Raw genomic sequence first — 20,492 nt, 5'->3', positions numbered from 1 at the left:
GCCAATCAAGGCTGAATCTGCGAAACATCCCCTGACATTGAAAGGCCCTGCTGCAAAAAATCCTCATCTACTCTCGTTTCGCAGACCACTGATCTGCCGTCATCAGCAATCGCAAGGAGCGAGCAATGTATTTCGAGATTTACAGGCAAACCCGTGGCATCGCACAGACCGGCAAAGGTCAATGGCGGTGGCGTTTGAGGGCGGGTAACCATGAAACGATTGCCAGTGGGGAGGCTTACGTCAACAAGTCTGATTGTGTGCATGCCATTAGTTTGATCAAAGGGACCCATGATCAGACCCCGGTCAAGGAAATCTAGGCTTCAGGTCCTGAAGCTGCTCAGTCAGAGCAGCTTCGTTTCAACGGGCGGCCTTATGGTTATGAGTGCCGCTGCCGGATTCCGGATTAAACACAAACTGCTTGAGTCGCATAGACGCCGATTGCGACAGCTACCTAAACTGTCATCAGATTTGGGAGCGGGGTCAGTGGATGAATCGTAACGAACTACGCAAGGCCGACATCAACCTGATGGTGGTGTTTGAAACGCTGATGCTCGAACGCAACGTCACCCGGGTGGCGGAAAAGTTGTTTCTCGGCCAGCCGACGATCAGTTCGGCGCTCAATCGCTTGCGCACGATGTTCAACGACCCGCTGTTCATTCGCGTCGGCCATCGTATGGAGCCGACGGCACGGGCCGAGGAGATTATTCTGCACCTGTCGCCGGCGCTGGATTCGTTGTCGGTGGCATTGAGCCTGACCCATGATTTCGACCCCGCCAGCAGCACCATGACCTTTCGTATCGGGCTGTCGGACGATGTCGAGTTTGGCCTGCTGCCACCGTTGCTGCGCGCCTTGCGCCAGGAAGCCCCCAAGGTGGTGTTCGTGGTGCAGCATGTCGATTATTGGCGGATTCCGGATTTGCTGGCGTCCGGCGATATCACCGTTGGTATCAGCCAGACTCGCGGGCTGCCGGCCAATGCCAAGCGCAAGTTGTTGCGGCACATCCTGCCGAGCATTTTGCGCGCGGACGCATCGGACACACCGTTGACGCTCGATGAATATTGCGCACGACCGCACGTGCTGGTTTCCCACACCGCCAATGTCAGTGGTTACGCCGATGAGTGGCTGGCGGAGATTGGTCGTACGCGCCAAGTCGTCCTTTCCGTGCCGCAATACAGCTCGTTGCCGGCCTTGCTTGCAGGGACCGATCTGATCGCCAGCCTGCCGGACTACGCCGCCGAAGCGATGGCCGCGTCCGGCCAGCTGTTCAAGGAACCGTTTCCGTTCAAGACGCCGACCCTGGATCTGTCGATGGTCTGGCTCAGCCATGTCGATACCGACCCGGCCGAGCGCTGGTTGAGGTCGCGGCTGGAGGCGTTCATGAGTGAACGCGCGGTTTTACCGCTCGAGTGAGTAGGGCGATGCTGTGTTATATGTACGATCTTTCTGCCCACTTTCAGGAGCTCAGTCATGCCTCACCTGCACATGGAATACACCGCCAACCTGCCCGAGCTCAATGCCGACGTGGCGTTGATCCGGCTCAACAATGCGTTGGTGGCTTCCGGTCAGTTTGCTGCCGAATACGACATCAAGAGCCGAGCGGTGAAGGTTGAGACGTTCAAGGTCGGCACGGTGTCAGGTGAGCGAGCCTTTGTGCATGTGAAACTGGCGCTGTTGAGCGGTCGTTCGCCGCAGATCAAGCAGCAGTTGTCCGAAAGTTTGCTGGCGGTGGTGCAGGAGCTGTGTGAATGGCCGAAGGACATTGAAGTCCAGCTGGCCGTGGAAATCCTCGACATCGATCGAGAGTCCTACACCAAGATTGCCATCAGCCACTGAGTTTCAGGCCATTTCCTGCTCGGTGCAGGCCTTGACCACTTGCTCGCGCAGCCAGGTGTTGGCGCTGTCCTGATCGACATTCTGGCTCCACTGCATGTCGAGGCTGAAACCCGGCAAGCCGTTGGGCGCTTCGCAATGATTGAAGATCGCGTCGTTGGCCAGCAATTGCTGGATACGCCGAGGCAGGGTCAGGATGAAGTCGGTGCCGGTGATCATCTTCAGTGCCGCGCTGTAGCTGTTGGAGCGCGCGACGATCTTCCGTTTTTGCGCCTGCTGCGCCAGCCAGCCGTCGACCATGTTGGTGGTGGAGGTCCAGGGTGTCGGGAACACGTGTCGGCGTTCAACAAAGGCTTGCAGGCTTAAACGCGGCTCCAGCGGTGTGGCACGTTTATCGAAGACACAGACCAGGTCGTCCTCCAGCAGCATCCGGGATTTGAAATCGCCGTGACTGCGATGAAAGTTCGGGCCGAAGCAAATCACCAGGTCGAGGCTGCCGTCGCGCAGTTCTTCGGCCGGAATATCGGTTTCGAACTTGTGCATGTTGACCATGACTGGAAGGTCGGCGAAATCGAAGCTTTTCAACAGGCGCGGCAGGATCAACTGCTCGAAGTATTCCGGTGCGCAGATATTGAAGGTGACGGGTTGCAGGGTGGGGTCGAATGCTGGCGCACCGGCGTGACACAGGTTGATGCTTTCCAGGATCTTCAGCACGTGGGCGTACATGGTGCTGGCTTTGTAGGTGGGGCGCATACCCGCGCGGGTATTGATGAACAACTCGTCTTCGAAACTGGTACGCAGCTTTTTCAGGCAGTAACTCACGGTGGACTGGCTGACGCAGAGCGCCTCGGATACACCGCTGACGCTGCTTTGCTCATACACGGCGATAAACACCATGAGGTCCTGCATATCGAGCTTTCTAAGCAAGTTACTGTTCAACATCCGTTCGTCTCGCTGTGCTCCTTGCGCTGACTGTGCGCAAACTTGTGCGAGTGATCCTAACGGAACGATGGTGCCAGGAGAATGCCTTGTAGGCGTTTTCATGGAAAGTTGTGGGGCAATTCCAGAGGCCTTCAGTCCTGAACGGCGACAGGTACCCCGCGGCGGCTGGACATCAGCAGTGCCCACATACCGACTCCGACCAGCAACGCGCCAATGATTTCCAGCGACAGTGGCGACTGACGTAACCAGAACCAGTGAAACAATGTAAGAAACAGTGTGCTCAGGTAAATGTAGGAAATGACCGAGGAGGGGGCGATAACGCCGATGGCCCGATGCAGCAGCCAGAAGGTCGCCAGCGTGGCGAACACCGCCAGGTAAATCAGCCACCAGAAATCGCTCACGGTCAGCAATGACGCCGATCGCCAGCCGCCGCTGAACCCACAGAATGTCAGCAGAAACAGCGCGCCGAACAGCATGTTCCAGAACGTCATGCCCACCGGGCCGCGACCCTTGAGGCTGCGAGTCTTGAGCCGTTGACTCAGGGGCGAATAGAGCGCCATCGCCAGGCAACCGACGCCATACACCGACACTGCATACAGCGAAGGCAGCTCACCAGGGCCTGCGCCTTTCAAAACCAGCAACACGGCCCCGGCAGCGGCAATCAGCATCGGCAGCACCCGTTGTTTCAGGTGGCTGTCGGGCATCAAAACGGCTTCGAACAGCAATGTCAGCAGTGGCACCAAGGTGAACATCGTCCCGGTGTTGACCGCCGAGGTATAGCGCAGAGCCTCGAACAGCGAGCCGAAATACACCGCCAGCAGCAAGCCGAGTACGGCATGGCCGAACAGTCCGCGGGCGGTCATGGCGGTATCGCCCTTGAACAGCAGCAGCGGCAAAAATACCAGGGCGCAGAACAGCAGGCGCAAACCGGTCAGAAGGATCGGGTCGATGGCTTGGCTGACCTGTGCTGCCGCCGAAAACGATGCAGCGATCAACAGTGCCCAGAGCAACATGCCGACGTGAGCGGCGGCGAAACCGGTGTGTTTCATGGTGGGGTTTCCGGGTCAGTGAATGTGTTGGGCGTAATGCCGCGGATCGAAGCGCAAGACCATCAGGACCATCAGTGCCATGACGCCGGTCAGTGACCACCAGGCCCATTCGAAGCTGCCAAGCTGATCGCGGATCAACCCGGCAATCAGCGGCGAGAGACCGGCGATCAGGTAGCCGATGCCTTGCACGAACGCGGTCAGGCCACCGGCACGCTGGGGATTGTCCAGATGATCCAGGGACACAATCAGGCTCATCGGGAACAGTCCGCCGATACCGAGCCCCAGCAGACATGGCCATAACAGAGCCAGGTGTTGCGGACTGAGAACAAGCCCGCAGAAACCGGCCATGATCAGCGCCAGCAACACCACCAGCACCACGCGCCGGTCACGGCTGCGGTTGGCGATGGCCGGTGTCAGCAGGCCGGACAACACTTCCATGGCGGTCAGGAAACCCAGCAGCAACCCGGCGTTTTGTTCGCCCCAACCCTTTTCCACGTAGTACGGCGCCAGCCAGGCCAGCACACAGGTGTAGGACGCCGTGCCCAGGCCGAAGAAGATTGCGAGCAGCCAGGCGCGGGAATTGCCGAAGAAGGAGCCATTGCGCTGCGCCTGAGCAGTCTGCGCCGGCAGCCTTTCACGTTGCACGCACCAAAACAGCAGCGCTACCAGCGCCAGTGCCGCCCAGATCGCCAGGCCTACGCGCCAGCTGCCAGTGCGGATCATCACCAGCGGCGCAAACGACGCCGCAATCGCTGCGCCGCCCATGATCGACGTGACGTAGAGCCCCATGCACACGGCAACGTTGTCGCTGAAGCGGGATTTGATCAGCGCCGGCATCAACGCCTGGATCAGCGCGATACCGATACCCGCCAGCACGGCGCTGAGGATCAGTTCGGCCGCCGAATCGAGGAATAACCGCGATACCGTGGCCACGCCGATGATCAGCAGCGAGAGCACCACGGTGCGTTGTTCGCCGATTCGTTGGCTGACGCCCAGCCCAAAGAACATCGCCAGCCCCATTGCCATCACTGGCAGCATGGTCAACAACGAGGCCAGGCTGAAACTCAGTGCAATGTCGCCGCGAATCGCTGACAGCAAAGGACCGACGGCGGCCATGGACGGTCGCAGGTTCAGGGCGACAAGAATGATGCTGAATATCAGCCAGAGGGCGGGGCGGGAGATTACGCGAACGTTTTCCATCTATCGGACCTTGAATGACAAGGAGCCGATTAGGCGCGCGAGGCCTGCGGGCCGCAAATCAGAAAGTCCGGGGCAGTATTTAGAAATTAAATACTTCTGCCGTGACATTGAACCCTGTGGGAGCGGGCTTGCTCGCGAAAGCGGTGTGTCAGTCGCTACTCATGTGGCTGACACGCCGCTTTCGCGAGCAAGTCGAATCGTCGCACCGCCGCTCCCACATTGGATAGTGGTGTTTTGGAGGTTGATTGTTTAGTCGTATCGCAACCAAAGTTCTTCAAATCCCGATTTAACGGCTTATCTACCCGTGTGACGCTGCGGCTCATCTGTTTCCTGTGGTTTTTTCTATGGACGGTTGTCCCGTCGCACTTCCCTGCGAATTAGCCTTTTGGGCGCTGTGGCACTGCCGTCACGCGCGCCCACCGGATTCCTGCATTTCCCGTTGATTGTTCTTACAGGTCCCGCGCTATGCGCCGGGATCAAAGCGGCGACGCCTGTGCGTTTGCCTGACGCGGAAATAAGAGAATTGCCATGAGCGTTGCCACGACATCTTTCGCCTCCAAGCAAGAAGCCCTGACCTTTCTGGAACAGAACCCGGATATCGAGATGTTCGAGTTGTTCATCCTCGACAATAACGGTGTACCGCGGGGCAAGTTGCTGCACCGCGATGAGTTGCTGGCGGTGTACGAAAGCGGGCGGCCATTGCCGAGCACCATTCTTGGCCTGACCATCAACGGCGATGACGTGGAAAACTCTGGCCTGGTCTGGGACGTTGGCGATATCGACTGCCGGGCGTACCCGATCAGCGGCAGTTTGACGCGCATGCCGTGGCGGCTGATTCCTACGGCGGCGGTGCAGGTCAGCATGCACCCGAAAGAGGGCATGCCCGCGACGATTGCCGATCCACGGCATCTGCTGGCGAAAGTTATCGAAGGCTTGCAGGCCGACGGTTATTACCCGGTGATGGCGGCGGAGCTGGAGTTCTACCTGCTGGATCAGCAGCGCGACAGCAACGGTCGGCCGCAACCGGCGCGGGATGCCGATGGCGGGCGGCCGCGAGGGACTCAAGTCTACGGATTGCGTGAACTGGAACAGATCGAGCCGTTTCTGGCCGATCTCTACAGCGCCTGCAAACTGCAGGGCATTCCGGCGCGCACGGCGATTTCCGAATACGCGCCGGGGCAAGTGGAAATCACCCTCGAACACCGCACCGACGCCTTGCAGGCGATGGACGAAGCGGTGCGCTACAAGCGACTGGTCAAAGGCGTGGCGCACAAGCACGGGATGACGGCGTGCTTCATGGCCAAACCGTTCGATGACCTGGCGGGCACTGGCATGCACATGCACGTCAGCCTGGCGGACAAGGAGGGCAACAACCTGTTCGCCAGCGAAGCTGCGGACGGCACGCCGCTGCTCAAACAGGCGGTCGGCGGGATGCTCAGCACCTTGCTCGATTCGTTGCTGCTGTTCTGTCCGAACGCCAACTCTTACCGTCGCTTTCAAACCAACAGCTATGCGCCGCTGGCACCTACGTGGGGCGTGGACAATCGCACCGTGAGTTTGCGCGTGCCCGGCGGGCCGGCGTTTTCCCGGCATATCGAACACCGCATCTGTGGCGCCGACGCCAACCCGTATCTGGCGGCCGCGGCGATTCTGGCCGGGATCCATCGCGGTATTCGCGAGCAACTCGATCCTGGCGCGCCGGTGGAGGGCAATGGGTACGCCCAGGCCACGGAACTGTTGCCGACTGACTGGCTGACCACGTTACGAGCGCTGGAAGGTTCGAGCTGGGCACGGGAAGCGTTCGGCAGTGAATTCCTCGGTGTGTACCTGGCAGTAAAACGTGCCGAGTATCGACAGTTCATGGGCGAGGTCGGCGAGCAGGACTGGCGTTGGTATTTGCATCAAGCCTGAACAGAACCTGAATCGTTCTCAAATAAGTTAGAGATTTTGGCCCAACGCCATGAGCCAACCAATCGTTGGCTTCTTTTTCACAAAATATTGATGGTTGGCTGACTAAAATTAGTGATGTTACGGCCAATGAAATTTTCACATTTGGCGAAGGCACTTTTATTCAGGAACAGCCGATCATCATGTTGAAGATTAAAGCCGTGCGCCCCGAATGGGTCACACTGATTGCCAGTGCCTTTCTATTGGCAGGATTCAATTTAGTTCTCTGGCAACACCTGTTTGAAATCACGGCCTCTGATGGTCAAGGCATCGTCATGCGCGTGGCGTTCGGCTTGATGATTCTGGCTGCCTTCAACATTGTGCTGACCCTGCTGGCGTTCCGGCCTGTGCTCAAACCGGTCTTGACCCTGATCTTTATGGTCAGCGCCGGGGTGGCGTATTTCATGGCCCAATACGGTGTTTTGATTGACACCGGGATGTTGCGTAACTTTGCGCAAACCAATGCGACGGAAGTGCGTGACTTACTCTCGATCAAGTTGCTTGTTTATATTGTTTTGCTCGGTATTTTGCCGTCTTTTTTGTTATGGAAGACGCCGGTTAGTTACCGTCGCTGGCACCGTGAGCTACTCAGTAAAGTTCTCGTGAGTGTCGCATCGGTTGCTGTGATCGGGGGGGTCGCACTGGTTAACTATCAAGGCTTGTCCTCATTGTTTCGCAATCACCATGAGTTGCGCCTGATGGTGGTGCCGAGCAACTACATCGGCGCCTCGGCCGGCTATCTGCGTGAGCAGGTCGTCTCTGCGCGGCAACCCTTCGTCAAACTGGGCGAAGATGCCCAGCGAAATCCCGCCTTGCAAACCCACGGCCGCAAATCCCTGACCGTACTGGTGGTGGGCGAAAGTGCCCGGGCCGAGAACTTCGGCATCCTGGGGTATGACCGTGACACTACGCCCAAACTGAGTAAAGAAGCTGGCTTGATCGCTTTTACCGATGTGCATTCCTGCGGGACGGAAACAGCGGTGTCGGTGCCGTGCATGTTCTCCGACATGGGCCGCAAGAATTACAACGCCAGCAAGGCAAAAAACCAGGAAGGCCTGCTGGACGTGCTCAAGCGCGCGGGTCTCGATGTGATCTGGCGCGATAACCAATCGGGCTGCAAGGGCACGTGCGATCGGGTCACCCTCGACGACGTCAGTAACCTGAAAGACCCGGTACTGTGCGCCAATAGCGAATGCCGCGATGAAATCCTGCTGCAGGGTTTGCAGCACTTCATCGATACCCTGGATAAAGACACGGTACTGGTGTTGCACCAGATGGGCAGTCACGGTCCGGAATACTTCAAGCGCTACCCGAAAGAGTACGAGCGCTTCACCCCGGTTTGTGAAAGTAACGCCCTGAACAATTGCAGCCGCGAAAGTATCGTCAATGGCTACGACAACACCCTGGTGTATACCGACCACGTGCTGTCCACCCTGATCGATTTGTTGCGTAGCAATCAGGGTAAAGTCGACACCGCGATGCTCTATCTGTCGGACCACGGCGAATCCCTGGGTGAGTACAACTTGTTCCTGCATGGCACGCCTTACATGCTGGCGCCGGAACAACAAAAACATGTCGCGATGCTGGCCTGGTTTTCCGACAGCTATCAAAAGTCGTACTCGGTGGACGCTAATTGCCTGCAACAGAGCCGCGAAAAACCCTTGAGCCAGGACAACCTGTTCCATTCGATGCTCGGTTTGCTGGAGGTCAAGAGCAAGGTCTACAACCAGGACCTGGATATGTTTGCCGGGTGTCGCGGTGCAGTGACCGACGGTGTGTTGGCCAAAGAGTGAGTGCTTCAACCTTTTTTCCACGCACCGGTCGCTAACCCGCGGCCGGTTAGCGTTTTTCCCCCGAGAACCATTGCACATGTCTGCTCAATCCCCATCCGCCATCGAGCTTGAGATCGCCCGGCGCTACGATCAGGAGCACGCCCGCGTCTGTCTTCAGCCGCGACCCCGTGGCCTGGCCGGGCGGTTGACGTTCTGGCGTGACGAGCAACTGGTGCGCAATGCGCTCAAGGCTGCCGGCGAACCGGGGTTGGTTCTTGATTTGGCCTGCGGTGTCGGGCGCTACTGGCCGGTACTGGCTGAGCATGCAAACCGGGTGATTCTCGCGGCCGACCCGTCGCAGGACATACTCGATCATGCCCGCACCCACCATCCGCAGAACTTGCTGGAACGGGTCAAGACCTTTCAGAGTTCAGCGTTCACCATTGGCTTGTCGGCGAATGCGGTTGACTGCATTTTTTGCATGCAACTGTTTCAACACATCGCCTGCCCTGAGCATCGTTTGGCCATGCTTAAGGAATTCCATCGGGTCAGTCGCGATACGGTGATTGTGGCGGTACGGGTCGATGCTCATTTCAAAGGCCGGCGCATAGATGTACAGGGCGTTCCGGTCCGACCGTTGGTCAGCAAGGCCGAGGTGGAAGCCGAGTTCAAGCGCGCAGGTTTGCGCTTGCTCAGTCATCAGGACTTTCTGCCCGGCTGTGCGCGGATGCGCGTCTACGTACTGCGTAAGGCCGGCTAGTCTCCGCTTATCAGACATTTCTTGCTGTTCGGCAGGCATTTTCGCTAAAGCTCTTGTTCAGTGGATGCGAGGAAATCGCCGGGGGCGATATATACTGCGCGCCATTCTTCAAGGGAGAGCCGTGTGGCCATCGATATTCACTGGATTCGCGACAACGATAGCCTCGGTCAGTTTTGCGCCGAGTGGCAGCAGCTGCCATTCGTTGCCCTCGACACCGAATTCATGCGGGTCGACACCTTTTATCCGATTGCAGGCCTGCTGCAGATCGGCGATGGCGTACGCGCTTACCTGATTGACCCGCTGAGCATCGACAACTGGCAGCCGCTGGCCGCGTTGCTGGAAAACCCGGCCGTGGTCAAAGTCGTCCATGCGTGCAGCGAAGACCTCGAAGTCCTGCTGCGCCTGACCGGCAGCCTGCCAGTGCCGCTGTTCGACACCCAGTTGGCCGCCGCTTACCTGAACCTCGGTTTTTCCATGGGCTATTCGCGGCTGGTGCAGGAAGTGCTCGGCATCGACCTGCCCAAGGGCGAGACCCGTTCCGACTGGCTGCAACGTCCACTTTCCGACACCCAAATCAGCTACGCCGCCGAAGATGCCTTGCACTTGGCGGAAGTTTTTGTACAGCTGCGTCCGAAACTGTCTGACGACAAGTACGCCTGGGTCCTGGAAGACGGCGCCGAGCTGGTGGCCAACCTGCGCCGTGAAGTTGATCCGTATGAGGTCTATCGCGAAGCCAAGCTGGCCTGGAAGCTTTCCCGCGCCCAGCTCGCCGTATTGCGTGAACTGTGCGCCTGGCGCGAGCGCGAAGCCCGCGCCCGTGATCTGCCGCGCAACCGCATCGTGCGTGAGCATTCCCTGTGGCCGCTGGCGCGGACTCAGCCGGACAACCTTGGCGCGTTGGCGAAAATCGAAGACATGCACCCGCGTACCGTGCGTCAGGACGGCGAGTTTCTGCTTGATCTGATCAAACGCTCTGGCAGTGTGTCGCCAGATCAATGGCCGCCAGCAGTGCCAGAGCCTTTGCCGGTGGACGCCGCCGCACTGGTCAAACAGCTGCGTGCGATCGGCCAGGCCGAAGCCGAGCGCCTGAACATTGCGCCGGAGCTGATGCTGCGCAAGAAAACCCTGGAAGCGCTGCTCAAGAGCGGCTACCCCAACGGTCCTTACCAATTGCCTGATTCGCTGCGTGGCTGGCGCCGCGAATTGATGGGCCAGGCGCTGCTCGACAGCCTGGCCACCGCCGGAGAACAGTCTTGAAGCGTATTTGTTCCATTTATCGAAGCTTGAAGAAAAACGAGATGTACCTCTATGTGCTCAAAAGCGATGCACTGGAGCGTGTTCCGGAAAGTCTGATGGCCGCCTTCGGCAAACCGCATCACGCCTTCGACCTGGTGCTGACCCCGGAGCGCAAACTGTCGCGCGAGGACATCACCGTGGTGTTGGAAAACCTTGAGAAGCAGGGTTACCACTTGCAAATGCCGCCGGCCGAAGACGAATACATCGAACACTTGCCGGAAGAATTGCTGCGCCGCAACGACCCGATGTGACCGGCAGACAGGCTCTGTTCAGAGCCTTTATGAAACACTGGAATGATTTTGGCGATGGCCAGGCCGATGGAGCATTACTCCATTGGCGGCCGACTGCTCTGTTTTTGAAAGGTTTGAACCATGCGCGTTCTGATTGCTGAACACGACCACCCTGTGTACGCCCAGCTGTTGCGTCAAGCAGCGCCCGACCTGGAAGTGCTGACCAGCGGCGACTCCGCCGAACTGGCCAGCCAGGCCGCTGATTGTCCGATCTGGCTCGGTCAGCCGGACTTGCTGGCGACCTTGCTACGTCAGGGCCACGAGCCACAATGGCTGCAATCGACCTGGGCGGGCATTACGCCGCTGCTGGCCGACGGCTTGCCACGTCACTATCGCCTGACTCGGGCGGTGGGGATTTTTGGTCAGGTCATGGCCGAATACGTGCTGACCTACATGCTCGGCCACGAGCGCGAAGTGCTGCCGCGGCTGGTCAGCCAGGTCGAGCGCAAGTGGGACAGTCGCCAGGGCCAAAGCCTGGCTGGCCGCAAAGTGTTGATCGTTGGCACCGGTGACATCGGCCAGACCGTGGCGCAGTTTCTTCTGCCGTTTGGCGTCGAGTTGTACGGCATCGCCAGCGAAGCCCGCGAGCAGGCGCCGTTTGTCGAAGTCGGGGCATTGGCTGATCTGCCGCGTCTGGTGGGTGAAGTGGATTACGTGATCAATCTGCTGCCCAATACACCAAACACCCACGACCTGTACGACGCGGCGCTGTTCAAGCAGTTCAAGCCGACCGGGTTGTTCATCAACGTCGGGCGTGGCGTGGCGGTGGTCGATGCGGACCTGGTGGAGGCCTTGAAAGAAGGGCATCTGGCCGGTGCCGTGATTGACGTCTGCCGTCAGGAGCCGCTACCGCAACGTCATCCGTTCTGGACCGCCTGGGGTCTGCTGCTGACCGGCCACAGCTCGGCACCGACCTCGCCATCGATGATGGTGAACCTGTTTGTCGAGAACCTGCGGGCGTATCAGGCGGGTGAGGCATTGCGTGGGGAAGTGGATTTCAATCGCGGGTATTGAATTACACCGATGATCGTTCCCACGCTCTGCGTGGGAATGCATCCGGTGACGCTCTGTGTCACATCTCAAAGCGGAACGCGGAGCGTCCCTGGCGGCATTCCCACGCAGAGCGTGGGAACGATCGGGTTCAGCGCGCTTAGAGGGTGAAGTCGCCTTCAGCGGCCAACTCGCTCAGCGGACGACGTGGGCTTGGCTCTTCACGCGCTTGCAGGTACTCCGCCAGCGTCGCTTTGTCGCCCAGTTTGCCCACCGCTACCGCTGCGTGCAGCGCATAACCCTCTGGAATGTTCAGCTCCTTGCGCGTCAGGTCCTGGTCGAAACCGGCCATGCCGTGGGTGTGCCAGCCGCTGATGCTTGCTTGTAGCGCCAGATGGCCCCAAGCGGAACCGGTGTCGAAGGTGTGCCACAAGGCCGGGGTTTCTTCGGTGGCGCCAGGTACCGCGAAGGTGGTTTTCGAGATCACGATCACCAGTGCCGAGGCGTGCTGCGCCCAGCCGCGGTTGAACTCATTCAGCAGGCCCAGGAAACGCTCCCAGTTCGGCGTGTCGCGACGTGCATAGAGAAACCGCCAAGGCTGCGAGTTGTACGCCGATGGCGCCCAGCGCGCGGCTTCGAAGAAGCTCAGCAGCGTTTCTTCCGGGATGCTTTCGCCGGTAAAGGCGCGGGGCGACCAGCGGTCGGTGAACTGAGGGTGGATGGCATAGTCGGCAACGCGTGGATTAGCGCTCATCAAGTGATTCCTTGCTACGTTTGAAAGAATTGGGGCGACGCAAAACCCTACTGGGCGGCGCAATAACTGACAAGCTCGTTCTACCGGCAGTCGCCAACGCTTGGCCCACAAGGGCCTTGGCACTAGACTGGCGGCCTTTTCACCACCTGATGTTGATGCTTGAGCCATGGCCGCCAAAGTCGAACCGTTCTGGATACGCAAAACCCTCGATCAACTCGATCAAGAGGAATGGGAATCGCTGTGCGACGGCTGTGGCCTGTGCTGCCTGCAAAAGCTCGAAGATGAAGACGACAACAGCGTCTACTACACGCGTATCGCCTGCAAACTGCTGGACCTGAAAACCTGTCAGTGCACCGATTACCCGAACCGCCGCGATTTCGTCCCCGACTGCATCCAGCTCACACCGGGCAAGGCTGACGAGTTCAAATGGTTGCCGCCGACCTGCGGCTATCGACTGGTCAGCGAAGGCAAGGACCTGCCGCTTTGGCACCATCTGGTGTGCGGTGATCGCGATGCGGTGCACCACGAGCGAATTTCCCAGTCCGGGCGCATGCTCGCCGAAGGCAGCGTGGCCGAAGACGATTGGGAAGACCATCTGATTTTTCGGGCGGGTTAATTCCCACTCACAAAATGGGTAGTGATTACTAGAATTCAGGGCTGCTACGCAGCCCAGCGCGAGCAAGCTCGCTCGCCACAAGGAGTGTGTATGGCTGTGGGATGGCGGCTGGCGTTGGCCTTTGGGCTTTTGGCCCTGGGTTCGCCCGTGTGGGCGGCGAAGAAGGTTGATCTGGATTACCACGTGCGCCTGTTGCCGCAAAGCGACCAGGCCGAAGTGCGACTGACCCTGGCCCAGGGTTCGGCAGTACGCAGCCTGGATTTTGACCTGGGCGACGGTAGCCAATACAGCGATTTCAAGGCCGACGGCCAATGGCAGTTCACGCCGGGCAAGCAGACCCGTGGTGTCTGGCGTCCGTCCGCCGACAAGGCCAGCCTGACCTACCGCGTACGCATCAGCCAAGGGCGCAAGAGCGGCAGCTTCGATACGCGCATGACGCCAACGTGGGCGCTGATGCGCGGCGATGATCTGGTGCCGGCGGCCAAACTCGATCAGCAGGACGGCATCGAGTTGGTTTCACGCCTTGAATTCGAATTGCCCACCGGCTGGAAAAGCGTCGAAACTGCCTGGCCGCGAATCGGCAAGAACAAATTCCGGGTCGATAACGTTTCTCGCTTGTTCGACCGGCCCACGGGCTGGATGCTCGCCGGCCACCTCGGTAGCCGTCGCACGCGGCTTGGGGAAACCGAAGTCACCGTCGCCTCGCCTCAGGGCCAGGGCATGCGCCGCATGGATGTGCTGACGCTGCTGACTTTTGTCTGGCCGCAAGTGCAGGCGGTGTATCCCCGTCATCCCGTCAAACTGTTGATCGTCGGTGCCAATGACCCGATGTGGCGTGGCAGTCTGGGCGCTCACGAATCGATCTATCTGAACACGCGTCTGCCGCTGGTCAGCGAAAGCGGCACCAGTGCACTGGTGCGGGAATTGGCACAGGTGTTCGGACGGATCAACGACCAACAGCGCAGTGACTGGATCAGCGAAGGATTTGCCGAGTATTACGCCATCGAACTGGTGCGCCGCGCCGGCGGCATGAGCGATGAGCGGTATGAGAGTTTGCAGAAGAAGTTGGCCAAGGACAGCCAGAAGGTCACGACCTTGCGTGGTGATCAGGCCAGCCCGGCGCAGGTGTCGAAAGCGGTCGTGTTATTGCAGGAACTGGATCGCGAGATTCGCCTGAAGACCCGCAACAAGCGTTCGCTGGATGATGTGTTGCGCGGGGCGATGCATTTGCAGAGTGTGGATACCAAGGAGTTTGTTCAACTGGCCGAGAGCATCATTGGTGAATCTTCGAAGGTCCTCGACACCGAGTTGCTTCAGTAATACCGTCATCGCGGGCAAGCCTTGCTCCTACAGGTAGTGTGTCGTTCACAAATGTCGTGATCGACACACTACCTGTAGGAGCAAGGCTTGCCCGCGATGGGGCCCTGAACCTCGCCACAAAATTCCGGATCAAACCCCGGTTTTAGGCGACTTCAACGAATCATTACCGGTCACGGTAGCGGTATTGGTCGCCGCTTCGGCATTCGCCTTCAACCGGTTCAGCTCTTCACCCGCCCGCTGAATCTTCGCCCGCACGTTGTTCATGTCCTGACGGCTTTTCTCCAGCAGGCTTTTCGCTGAACTGTGCCCGGTAATACCACGCGCCAGGGCCACACCGCCGATCGCCACTTGAATCAACCCGAACACACCACCGCGACGCAGGCCCTTGCCGACCATCACCACGCCGCCGGCCAGTGAAGCGATACGTTCCCAACCCTGCACGTTCTGCTCCGTGTGAGTCTGGAACGGGGTGGATTCGATGCGTTCTACGCGTTTGAGTTCGCTCATGATCTGTCTCCTGGCTGGAATGACTGCTTCAAGAATAGATAAATAAGCTGACTGCCGAGGCGGGCGGCTTGTTCCATCGGATATGTGCTGAATCAGCGAAACTTTGCCCCGGAACGAGTGTTGAGCCCCTTGGACATGCGGTCATAGAGCACGACGTTGACGGTGGCCGCCAGGTTCATGCAACCGGTGGTGGGGATGTAGACCACGTCTTCGCACCAGTCGCGAATCTCTTTATCCAGCGAGCCGTCTTCCGGGCCGAAGATGTACAGCGCGCGGTCCGGATGGGTGTATTCCGGCAGCGAGCGGGCACCTTCCACCAGTTCCACAGCGACTGGAACACAGCCCAGCGGCAGGATTTTTTTCAGGTCGTCGATGCCGATCAGCGGAATGTCGTAGTGGACGCGCTTGGTGTCGGTGACGAAGTCGGCGGCGCGTTCATAACGCTTGCCGGTATAGAACACGGACGCCACGCCATAACAGCCAGCGGCGCGCATCACCGAACCGACGTTCTCCGGTGATTTGGGGTTATACAAACCAATGCAGCTGTACCGTTTGTCTGCCACGAGCGGGGTGCCTTCGGGGAAAAAACGGCGATTATACGGGGATTGGGGGAGGGTGGTCAGTTTGTAGATTGGTGGTGTCTGGTCGGCCGTCTTCGCGAGCAAGCCCGCTCCCACATCGATCTCAGGTGAATACACTACTGGCGTACGCCACAGATCAATGTGGGAGCGGGCTTGCTCGCGAAGGGGCCGGTTGAAGCACTGAAGATCTTCAGTCTTCTTTCTTCATCAAGCCGGCCAACGCGGCAAACGGGTTGTGCGTCGCCTTGGCGATTTTCGGCGAGCTCAGCGAGCCTTCACCGAAATACTGCTGGTCGGTGTACCGCGAGTGTTCGTTGTCGTGGCAATACAGGCACAGCAATTCCCAGTTCGAGCCATCCTGAGGGTTGTTGTCGTGGTTATGGTCGCGGTGGTGCACGGTCAGTTCGCTCAGGCGCTTGCCGGAAAACTCACGGGCGCAACGACCGCAAACGTGCGGGTACATTTTCAGGGCCTTGTCGCGGTAACCCATTTCCTTGTCGCGCTGGTTGTCGGCAAGGATGCGGTCCAGTTTCGACGTATTGGTAGGTGTTGACGAACTCATGGGTTCACCTTTGTAAAAGACTAATGACGGTATTAAACGCAGTTTAGCTCAGCCCTTGAGCTTCTCGGCAATCCAGATGGTGTGACGGGTGCCTTTGTTGCCATGGGCGAAGACCTGGACTTCCTCGGCCTTGAAGCCGGCCTTCTTCAGTTTGTCGGAAAACTGTCGGTCAGCGCTCGCGGACCAGACGGCCAGCACGCCTTTAGGCCGCAGGGCCTTGGCGCAGGCGCTCAGGCCGCCAGCGGAGTAGAGCCAGCTGTTGGCCTTCTGGGTCAGGCCTTCGGGGCCGTTGTCGACGTCGAGCATGATTGCGTCGAATCCTTGTGGCTCGGCTTGCAGGACGTTGGCCACGTCTTCCATGCGAATGACCGTGCGCGGGTCCAGCAGCGGGTTCCCGGCTTTCTCACCCAGCGCGCCACGGTTCCACTCCACCACCCCCGGCACCAGTTCGGCGACCACCACTTCAGCGGTCTTGCCCAAATGCTTGAGGGCCGAGGCGAGGGTGAAGCCCATGCCCAGGCCGCCGATCAGCACGCGCGAATTCGGCCGGCCGGCCACTTTACGGCACGGGATCTCCGCCAGAGCGTCTTCCGAGCCGTGCATGCGGGTGTTCATCAGTTGCCCGCCGTCGCCGCCCTGGATCTTGATGACGAAATCCTCACCGTATTCGAACAGGCACAAGGCACCGCCATTTTCAGGAATTGGAGCGGTGTCGAGCAGAACGAAACGTTTCATGGGACTCACTTGAGGAGAAATTGGCATAAGAGGGAGAAGGCAAACACGCGCCGTTGGGAGTAGCCTGCAAAAACACAAAAAGGCCAACGGAGCCATTGATGAAGCGCACCATTCTAACGGTCATTGCCTTGGCCGCGCTCTCGATAACTGCAGTGCAGGCCCAGCAGTTGCAAACCACCCCCACTAGCCCTGCGCCGCTGCCCGGTTCGCCCGGCACCGCGACCCCGACACCGTACCCGCAAATCACCCCGACCAGCGTGCCCAAGGTCGGGCCCGGCAGTGGCGGCCCGCCGTTGGTGCCGATTGAAATGCCTAGCCCGCCGACCAAGGACCAGCCACTGCCGGTGCCGGAGCAAACCCCGTCGAAAGCCAAACCGCCCGGCGGTTAAACCTGCTGCGAGAGCAGTTGCCCATCGGCCATGCGCAGGCGTTTGGAGAGGGAAACGGCGAGGGCGCGGATGATTTTGGCGGCGATTTTCGGCGCATCGTTGAGCATCTTTTCCAGCGAATCCTTGCCCAGATTGAGCAACTGGCAATTGCTTGCGGCCACGCAACTGGCCGAGCGGCGTTCGCCGTCGAGTACAGCCATTTCGCCGAACGCCCGACCGCTGCGCAACGTTGCCATGGTCACCAGGTGACCGTCGCTGTTGGTTTTCTGCACCGCCACCTGGCCGGTGTGGATGATGCACATGAAGCTGCCGGCATCGCCCTCATGGAAAATCTCTTCGCCCTGAGCAATGGTGCTGATGCTGAAGTAGCCCGAGGCCGCGGCGAAGTCCGCCGGAAGCAGTTGATCGAACAGGCCACAGTCCATCAGCCAGTCGCGAATTTCGTTGTTCAGTAAGGTCGGTTCTGACATGTCGTCACGGTCTTTTTCTTGTGTCTGTTGCAGGCTCGAATTCGAAATCACCGCAAATCCCCCTGTGGGAGCGGGCTTGCTCGCGAAGGCGGTGTGTCAGACAACATTGATGTTGAATGTGATGGCCTCTTCGCGAGCAAGCCCGCTCCCACAGGGGGGATGTGTGGTGTATCGGCGTTCGGTGTTCGGTGTTCGGTGTTAAGACCGACACGCCGGGCCAAGTTCCTCAGGCGATGCCCAAAACCTTGAAAACAAATGCGTATTCGAGTGCTACGTCACGCAATCCCTGATAACGACCGCTCATCCCGCCGTGCCCGGCACCCAATTCGGTCTTGAGCAGCAGGGGATTTGCGTCGGTTTTGGTCGCGCGTAATTTCGCCACCCACTTGGCCGCTTCCCAGTACTGCACGCGACTGTCGTTGTAGCCGGCGATCACCAGGGTCGCCGGATAAGCCTGTGCGGTGACGTTTTCGTACGGGGCGTAGGCCTTGATCCGATCATAGACGTCCGGCTCTTCAGGATTGCCCCACTCGTCGTATTCGGTGACGGTCAACGGCAGGTCCGGGTCGAGCATGGTGTTCAGCACGTCGACGAACGGCACTTCGGCAATCGCAGCAGCAAACAACTCCGGCCGCTGATTGAGCACCGCGCCGATCAGCAGGCCACCGGCGCTGCCGCCGCTGATCGCCAGTTGCTGTGAGGTCGTGAAGCCATTGGCGATCAGGTGTTCGGCGCAGGCGATGAAGTCGCTGAAAGTGTTGTGTTTGTGTTCCTGCTTGCCGGCGCGATACCAGGCTTCGCCCAGTTCACCGCCACCACGCACGTGAGCAATGGCGAACGCCACGCCGCGATCCAGCAGACTCAAGCGGGCATGGGAGAACCACGGGTCGAGGCTTTCGCCGTAAGCGCCATAGCCGTACAGATAAAGCGGCGTCGGCTTACCGAGTGCTTCGCGTTTGACGACGAGGCTGATCGGCACTTTCGTACCGTCAGGTGCGGTCGCCCACAGGCGCTGACTGACGTAGGCATCGGCGTCGAACGGACCGAGCACCGGGGTTTCCTTGAGGACTTTCTGCTCGCCGCTGCCCAATATCAGTTGGCGGATTTGCGCCGGACGGTTCAGCGCTTCATAGCGCAGGCGGATCCTGTCGCTGACGAACTCCAGGCTGTTCTGCACGTGCAGGCTGTAGGCCGCATCCGGTAATTGCACGCGGTAGCTCGGCAGGTCTTGCGGATGAACTTCGATGATCGGCAAGCCACCCTCACGCAAGCTCAGGGTCATGGCGCCGGTATTCAGGCTCATGCCTTCGATCATCACCGTGTCGCTGTGGGGGATCAGGTTCTGCCAGTCGGCCTCGGTCGGCGCCACTCCGGTGTCTACGGCGTGGTACAGGGCAAAGTTGATGCCGTCGCGATTGGTGCGAATGAACCAGGTCCATTGACCGTCGAGCGCGCCGTGGTCGACGTCGTACTCATGGTCTTCAACCCTCGGTGCGATGCAGGTAAACGCCTGTTGCGGCTGGAACGCGTCGAGCACCCAGACTTCGCTGGTGGTCTTGCTGCCAAGGGACAGCAGCAATTGCTGCTCGGAACTGGAGCGGTAGCAATGCATGAAGAATCGACCGTCCGGCTCATGGAACACTTCTTCGGCTGCCGTACCGTCCAGCCGATAGCGGAACAATTTGTGCGGGCGATGGGTGTCGTCCAGTTCGCCGAAGAACAGCGTCAGGCTGTCATTGGCCCAGGTCATGCTGCCGTCGCAATCCTGGAATTCCAGTTCACTGACACGGCCGTTGGACAATTCCTTCACGAACAGCGTGAAAATCTCATCACCCGTGGCGTCGATGCTGTAGGCCAGACGCTGGTGGTCCGGGCTGATACTGAAGGCACCCAGGGAAAAGAAGCCGCCGTTGGCCAGTTCATTGGGGTCCAGCAGCAGTTGTTCCTGGCTTTCGTCGAGCTGCAGGCTGTCATCGGCAGGGCGCGGACAGCGGTAGTGGCGGGCATATTCATCACCGGCCGTGGTGCGCGTGTAATACAGGTACGGACCCCAAGGGGAGGGCAAGGACAGGTCGGTTTCGAGAATCCGGGCCTTGATCTCTTCGAACAGGGTTTCACGCAACCCGGCCTGATCGGCGGTTTGCGCCTCTTGGTAGCGGTTTTCCGCTTTCAGGTAGTCGAGCACCGCGTCGGTGTCGCGCTCCTGCAGCCAGGCATACGGGTCGTCGCCTTCGGCCTTGTGGGCGATGGGAGCGTCGGAAACGTTGACGGATAGGGGCATGAAGGACTCTCGAACAATGTACAGAATAAGGGCTTCGCAACTTGTGGGAGCGGGCTTGCTCGCGAAGAGGCCAGCAGTTTCAACATCTCTGTTGACTGACACATCGCTTTCGCGAGCAAGCCCGCTCCCACAGGGGGTGCGTTTTTCAGACTGGCATTGGAGCAAGCCTGACGTGCGAAAAGTCGTTACTATAAGCGCCT

Annotated in this window: 22 protein-coding genes; 12 read left to right on the top strand and 10 right to left on the bottom strand. The window is 59.3% G+C overall.

Going from position 1 to position 20,492, the window contains the following annotated elements; all coding sequences use genetic code 11:
- Positions 1-125: 125 nt before the first annotated feature.
- From DFS28_RS17635 to DFS28_RS17625, 3 genes are all read left to right on the top strand, one after another.
- Positions 126-317: a DUF1508 domain-containing protein gene (locus DFS28_RS17635; RefSeq protein ID WP_008074435.1), complete on the top strand. Its 192-nt coding sequence runs from the start codon at positions 126-128 to the stop codon at positions 315-317.
- A gap of 170 nt (positions 318-487) precedes the next feature.
- Positions 488-1,411, top strand: coding sequence for a LysR family transcriptional regulator (locus tag DFS28_RS17630; protein ID WP_111450823.1), 924 nt, complete (start codon positions 488-490; stop codon positions 1,409-1,411).
- A 57-nt stretch (positions 1,412-1,468) separates the two neighbouring features.
- Entirely contained in the window at positions 1,469-1,834 is a 366-nt protein-coding gene (locus DFS28_RS17625; protein WP_111450822.1) for a 5-carboxymethyl-2-hydroxymuconate Delta-isomerase, read from the top strand.
- A gap of 3 nt (positions 1,835-1,837) precedes the next feature.
- Here DFS28_RS17625 and DFS28_RS17620 read toward each other — a convergent pair whose 3' ends face one another.
- The 3 genes from DFS28_RS17620 to DFS28_RS17610 all read right to left on the bottom strand — a co-directional run bounded on the left by DFS28_RS17620 (position 1,838) and on the right by DFS28_RS17610 (position 5,022).
- Positions 1,838-2,773, bottom strand: coding sequence for a LysR family transcriptional regulator (locus DFS28_RS17620; protein WP_111450820.1), 936 nt, complete (start codon positions 2,771-2,773; stop codon positions 1,838-1,840).
- Positions 2,774-2,904: 131 nt separating this feature from the next.
- Positions 2,905-3,822 carry a DMT family transporter gene (locus DFS28_RS17615; protein ID WP_111450819.1) on the bottom strand — a complete coding sequence of 306 codons (918 nt, stop codon included), beginning with the start codon at positions 3,820-3,822 and terminating at the stop codon, positions 2,905-2,907.
- A 15-nt stretch (positions 3,823-3,837) separates the two neighbouring features.
- Positions 3,838-5,022 carry a cyanate transporter gene (locus DFS28_RS17610; protein WP_111450818.1) on the bottom strand — a complete coding sequence of 395 codons (1,185 nt, stop codon included), beginning with the start codon at positions 5,020-5,022 and terminating at the stop codon, positions 3,838-3,840.
- Between the two features lie 528 nt (positions 5,023-5,550).
- Here DFS28_RS17610 and DFS28_RS17605 point away from each other — a divergent pair.
- The 6 genes from DFS28_RS17605 to DFS28_RS17580 all read left to right on the top strand — a co-directional run bounded on the left by DFS28_RS17605 (position 5,551) and on the right by DFS28_RS17580 (position 12,101).
- Positions 5,551-6,933, top strand: a complete 1,383-nt coding sequence (locus tag DFS28_RS17605) for a glutamine synthetase family protein (protein ID WP_111450817.1) — start codon at positions 5,551-5,553, stop codon at positions 6,931-6,933.
- Positions 6,934-7,112: 179 nt separating this feature from the next.
- Positions 7,113-8,762 carry a phosphoethanolamine transferase gene (locus DFS28_RS17600; protein WP_111451035.1) on the top strand — a complete coding sequence of 550 codons (1,650 nt, stop codon included), beginning with the start codon at positions 7,113-7,115 and terminating at the stop codon, positions 8,760-8,762.
- Between the two features lie 76 nt (positions 8,763-8,838).
- The gene (locus tag DFS28_RS17595) at positions 8,839-9,501 is read left to right on the top strand and encodes a class I SAM-dependent methyltransferase (RefSeq protein WP_111450815.1); all 663 of its coding nucleotides are present in this window, start codon (positions 8,839-8,841) and stop codon (positions 9,499-9,501) included.
- Positions 9,502-9,624: 123 nt separating this feature from the next.
- Positions 9,625-10,758, top strand: a complete 1,134-nt coding sequence (rnd, locus tag DFS28_RS17590) for a ribonuclease D (RefSeq protein ID WP_111450814.1) — start codon at positions 9,625-9,627, stop codon at positions 10,756-10,758.
- Positions 10,755-11,048, top strand: a complete 294-nt coding sequence (locus tag DFS28_RS17585) for a YcgL domain-containing protein (protein WP_007898694.1) — start codon at positions 10,755-10,757, stop codon at positions 11,046-11,048. The genes rnd and DFS28_RS17585 overlap by 4 nt, the downstream gene beginning before the upstream one ends.
- A gap of 120 nt (positions 11,049-11,168) precedes the next feature.
- The gene (locus tag DFS28_RS17580; protein ID WP_111450813.1) at positions 11,169-12,101 is read left to right on the top strand and encodes a D-2-hydroxyacid dehydrogenase; all 933 of its coding nucleotides are present in this window, start codon (positions 11,169-11,171) and stop codon (positions 12,099-12,101) included.
- A 136-nt stretch (positions 12,102-12,237) separates the two neighbouring features.
- Here the strand turns inward: DFS28_RS17580 and DFS28_RS17575 are convergent, their stop codons facing one another.
- Complete coding sequence (locus tag DFS28_RS17575; protein ID WP_008153118.1) at positions 12,238-12,831, bottom strand: nitroreductase family protein; 594 nt, start codon at positions 12,829-12,831, stop codon at positions 12,238-12,240.
- A 166-nt stretch (positions 12,832-12,997) separates the two neighbouring features.
- Here DFS28_RS17575 and DFS28_RS17570 point away from each other — a divergent pair, with 166 nt between their 5' ends.
- Together DFS28_RS17570 and DFS28_RS17565 are read left to right on the top strand one after the other, a co-directional pair.
- Positions 12,998-13,447, top strand: coding sequence for a YcgN family cysteine cluster protein (locus DFS28_RS17570; RefSeq protein WP_007898698.1), 450 nt, complete (start codon positions 12,998-13,000; stop codon positions 13,445-13,447).
- A gap of 90 nt (positions 13,448-13,537) precedes the next feature.
- The gene (locus DFS28_RS17565; RefSeq protein ID WP_111450811.1) at positions 13,538-14,767 is read left to right on the top strand and encodes a hypothetical protein; all 1,230 of its coding nucleotides are present in this window, start codon (positions 13,538-13,540) and stop codon (positions 14,765-14,767) included.
- Between the two features lie 129 nt (positions 14,768-14,896).
- Here the strand turns inward: DFS28_RS17565 and DFS28_RS17560 are convergent, their stop codons facing one another.
- The 4 genes from DFS28_RS17560 to DFS28_RS17545 form a co-directional block, all read right to left on the bottom strand.
- Positions 14,897-15,274: a DUF2892 domain-containing protein gene (locus tag DFS28_RS17560; protein WP_111450810.1), complete on the bottom strand. Its 378-nt coding sequence runs from the start codon at positions 15,272-15,274 to the stop codon at positions 14,897-14,899.
- Positions 15,275-15,366: 92 nt separating this feature from the next.
- The gene (locus DFS28_RS17555; RefSeq protein WP_008153126.1) at positions 15,367-15,837 is read right to left on the bottom strand and encodes an RNA methyltransferase; all 471 of its coding nucleotides are present in this window, start codon (positions 15,835-15,837) and stop codon (positions 15,367-15,369) included.
- Between the two features lie 208 nt (positions 15,838-16,045).
- The gene (locus tag DFS28_RS17550; RefSeq protein WP_111450808.1) at positions 16,046-16,417 is read right to left on the bottom strand and encodes a YajD family HNH nuclease; all 372 of its coding nucleotides are present in this window, start codon (positions 16,415-16,417) and stop codon (positions 16,046-16,048) included.
- A 48-nt stretch (positions 16,418-16,465) separates the two neighbouring features.
- Positions 16,466-17,152, bottom strand: a complete 687-nt coding sequence (locus DFS28_RS17545) for a spermidine synthase (RefSeq protein ID WP_111450806.1) — start codon at positions 17,150-17,152, stop codon at positions 16,466-16,468.
- Between the two features lie 98 nt (positions 17,153-17,250).
- Here DFS28_RS17545 and DFS28_RS17540 point away from each other — a divergent pair, with 98 nt between their 5' ends.
- Complete coding sequence (locus tag DFS28_RS17540; protein ID WP_111450805.1) at positions 17,251-17,541, top strand: hypothetical protein; 291 nt, start codon at positions 17,251-17,253, stop codon at positions 17,539-17,541.
- On the opposite strand, the gene DFS28_RS17535 is transcribed toward DFS28_RS17540, so the two are convergent.
- Both DFS28_RS17535 and DFS28_RS17530 read right to left on the bottom strand, forming a co-directional pair.
- Positions 17,538-18,011: a cyclic nucleotide-binding domain-containing protein gene (locus DFS28_RS17535; RefSeq protein WP_033053557.1), complete on the bottom strand. Its 474-nt coding sequence runs from the start codon at positions 18,009-18,011 to the stop codon at positions 17,538-17,540. The genes DFS28_RS17540 and DFS28_RS17535 overlap by 4 nt on opposite strands.
- Positions 18,012-18,237: 226 nt before the next feature.
- Positions 18,238-20,292, bottom strand: coding sequence for a S9 family peptidase (locus DFS28_RS17530; protein WP_111450804.1), 2,055 nt, complete (start codon positions 20,290-20,292; stop codon positions 18,238-18,240).
- Positions 20,293-20,492 lie beyond the last annotated feature (200 nt).

This window comes from Pseudomonas sp. 478, assembly GCF_003254125.1.
Classification (GTDB): Bacteria; Pseudomonadota; Gammaproteobacteria; order Pseudomonadales; family Pseudomonadaceae; genus Aquipseudomonas.
Note: the sequence above shows the minus strand (reverse complement) of the source record. Positions and strands in the feature narration are given on the sequence as shown.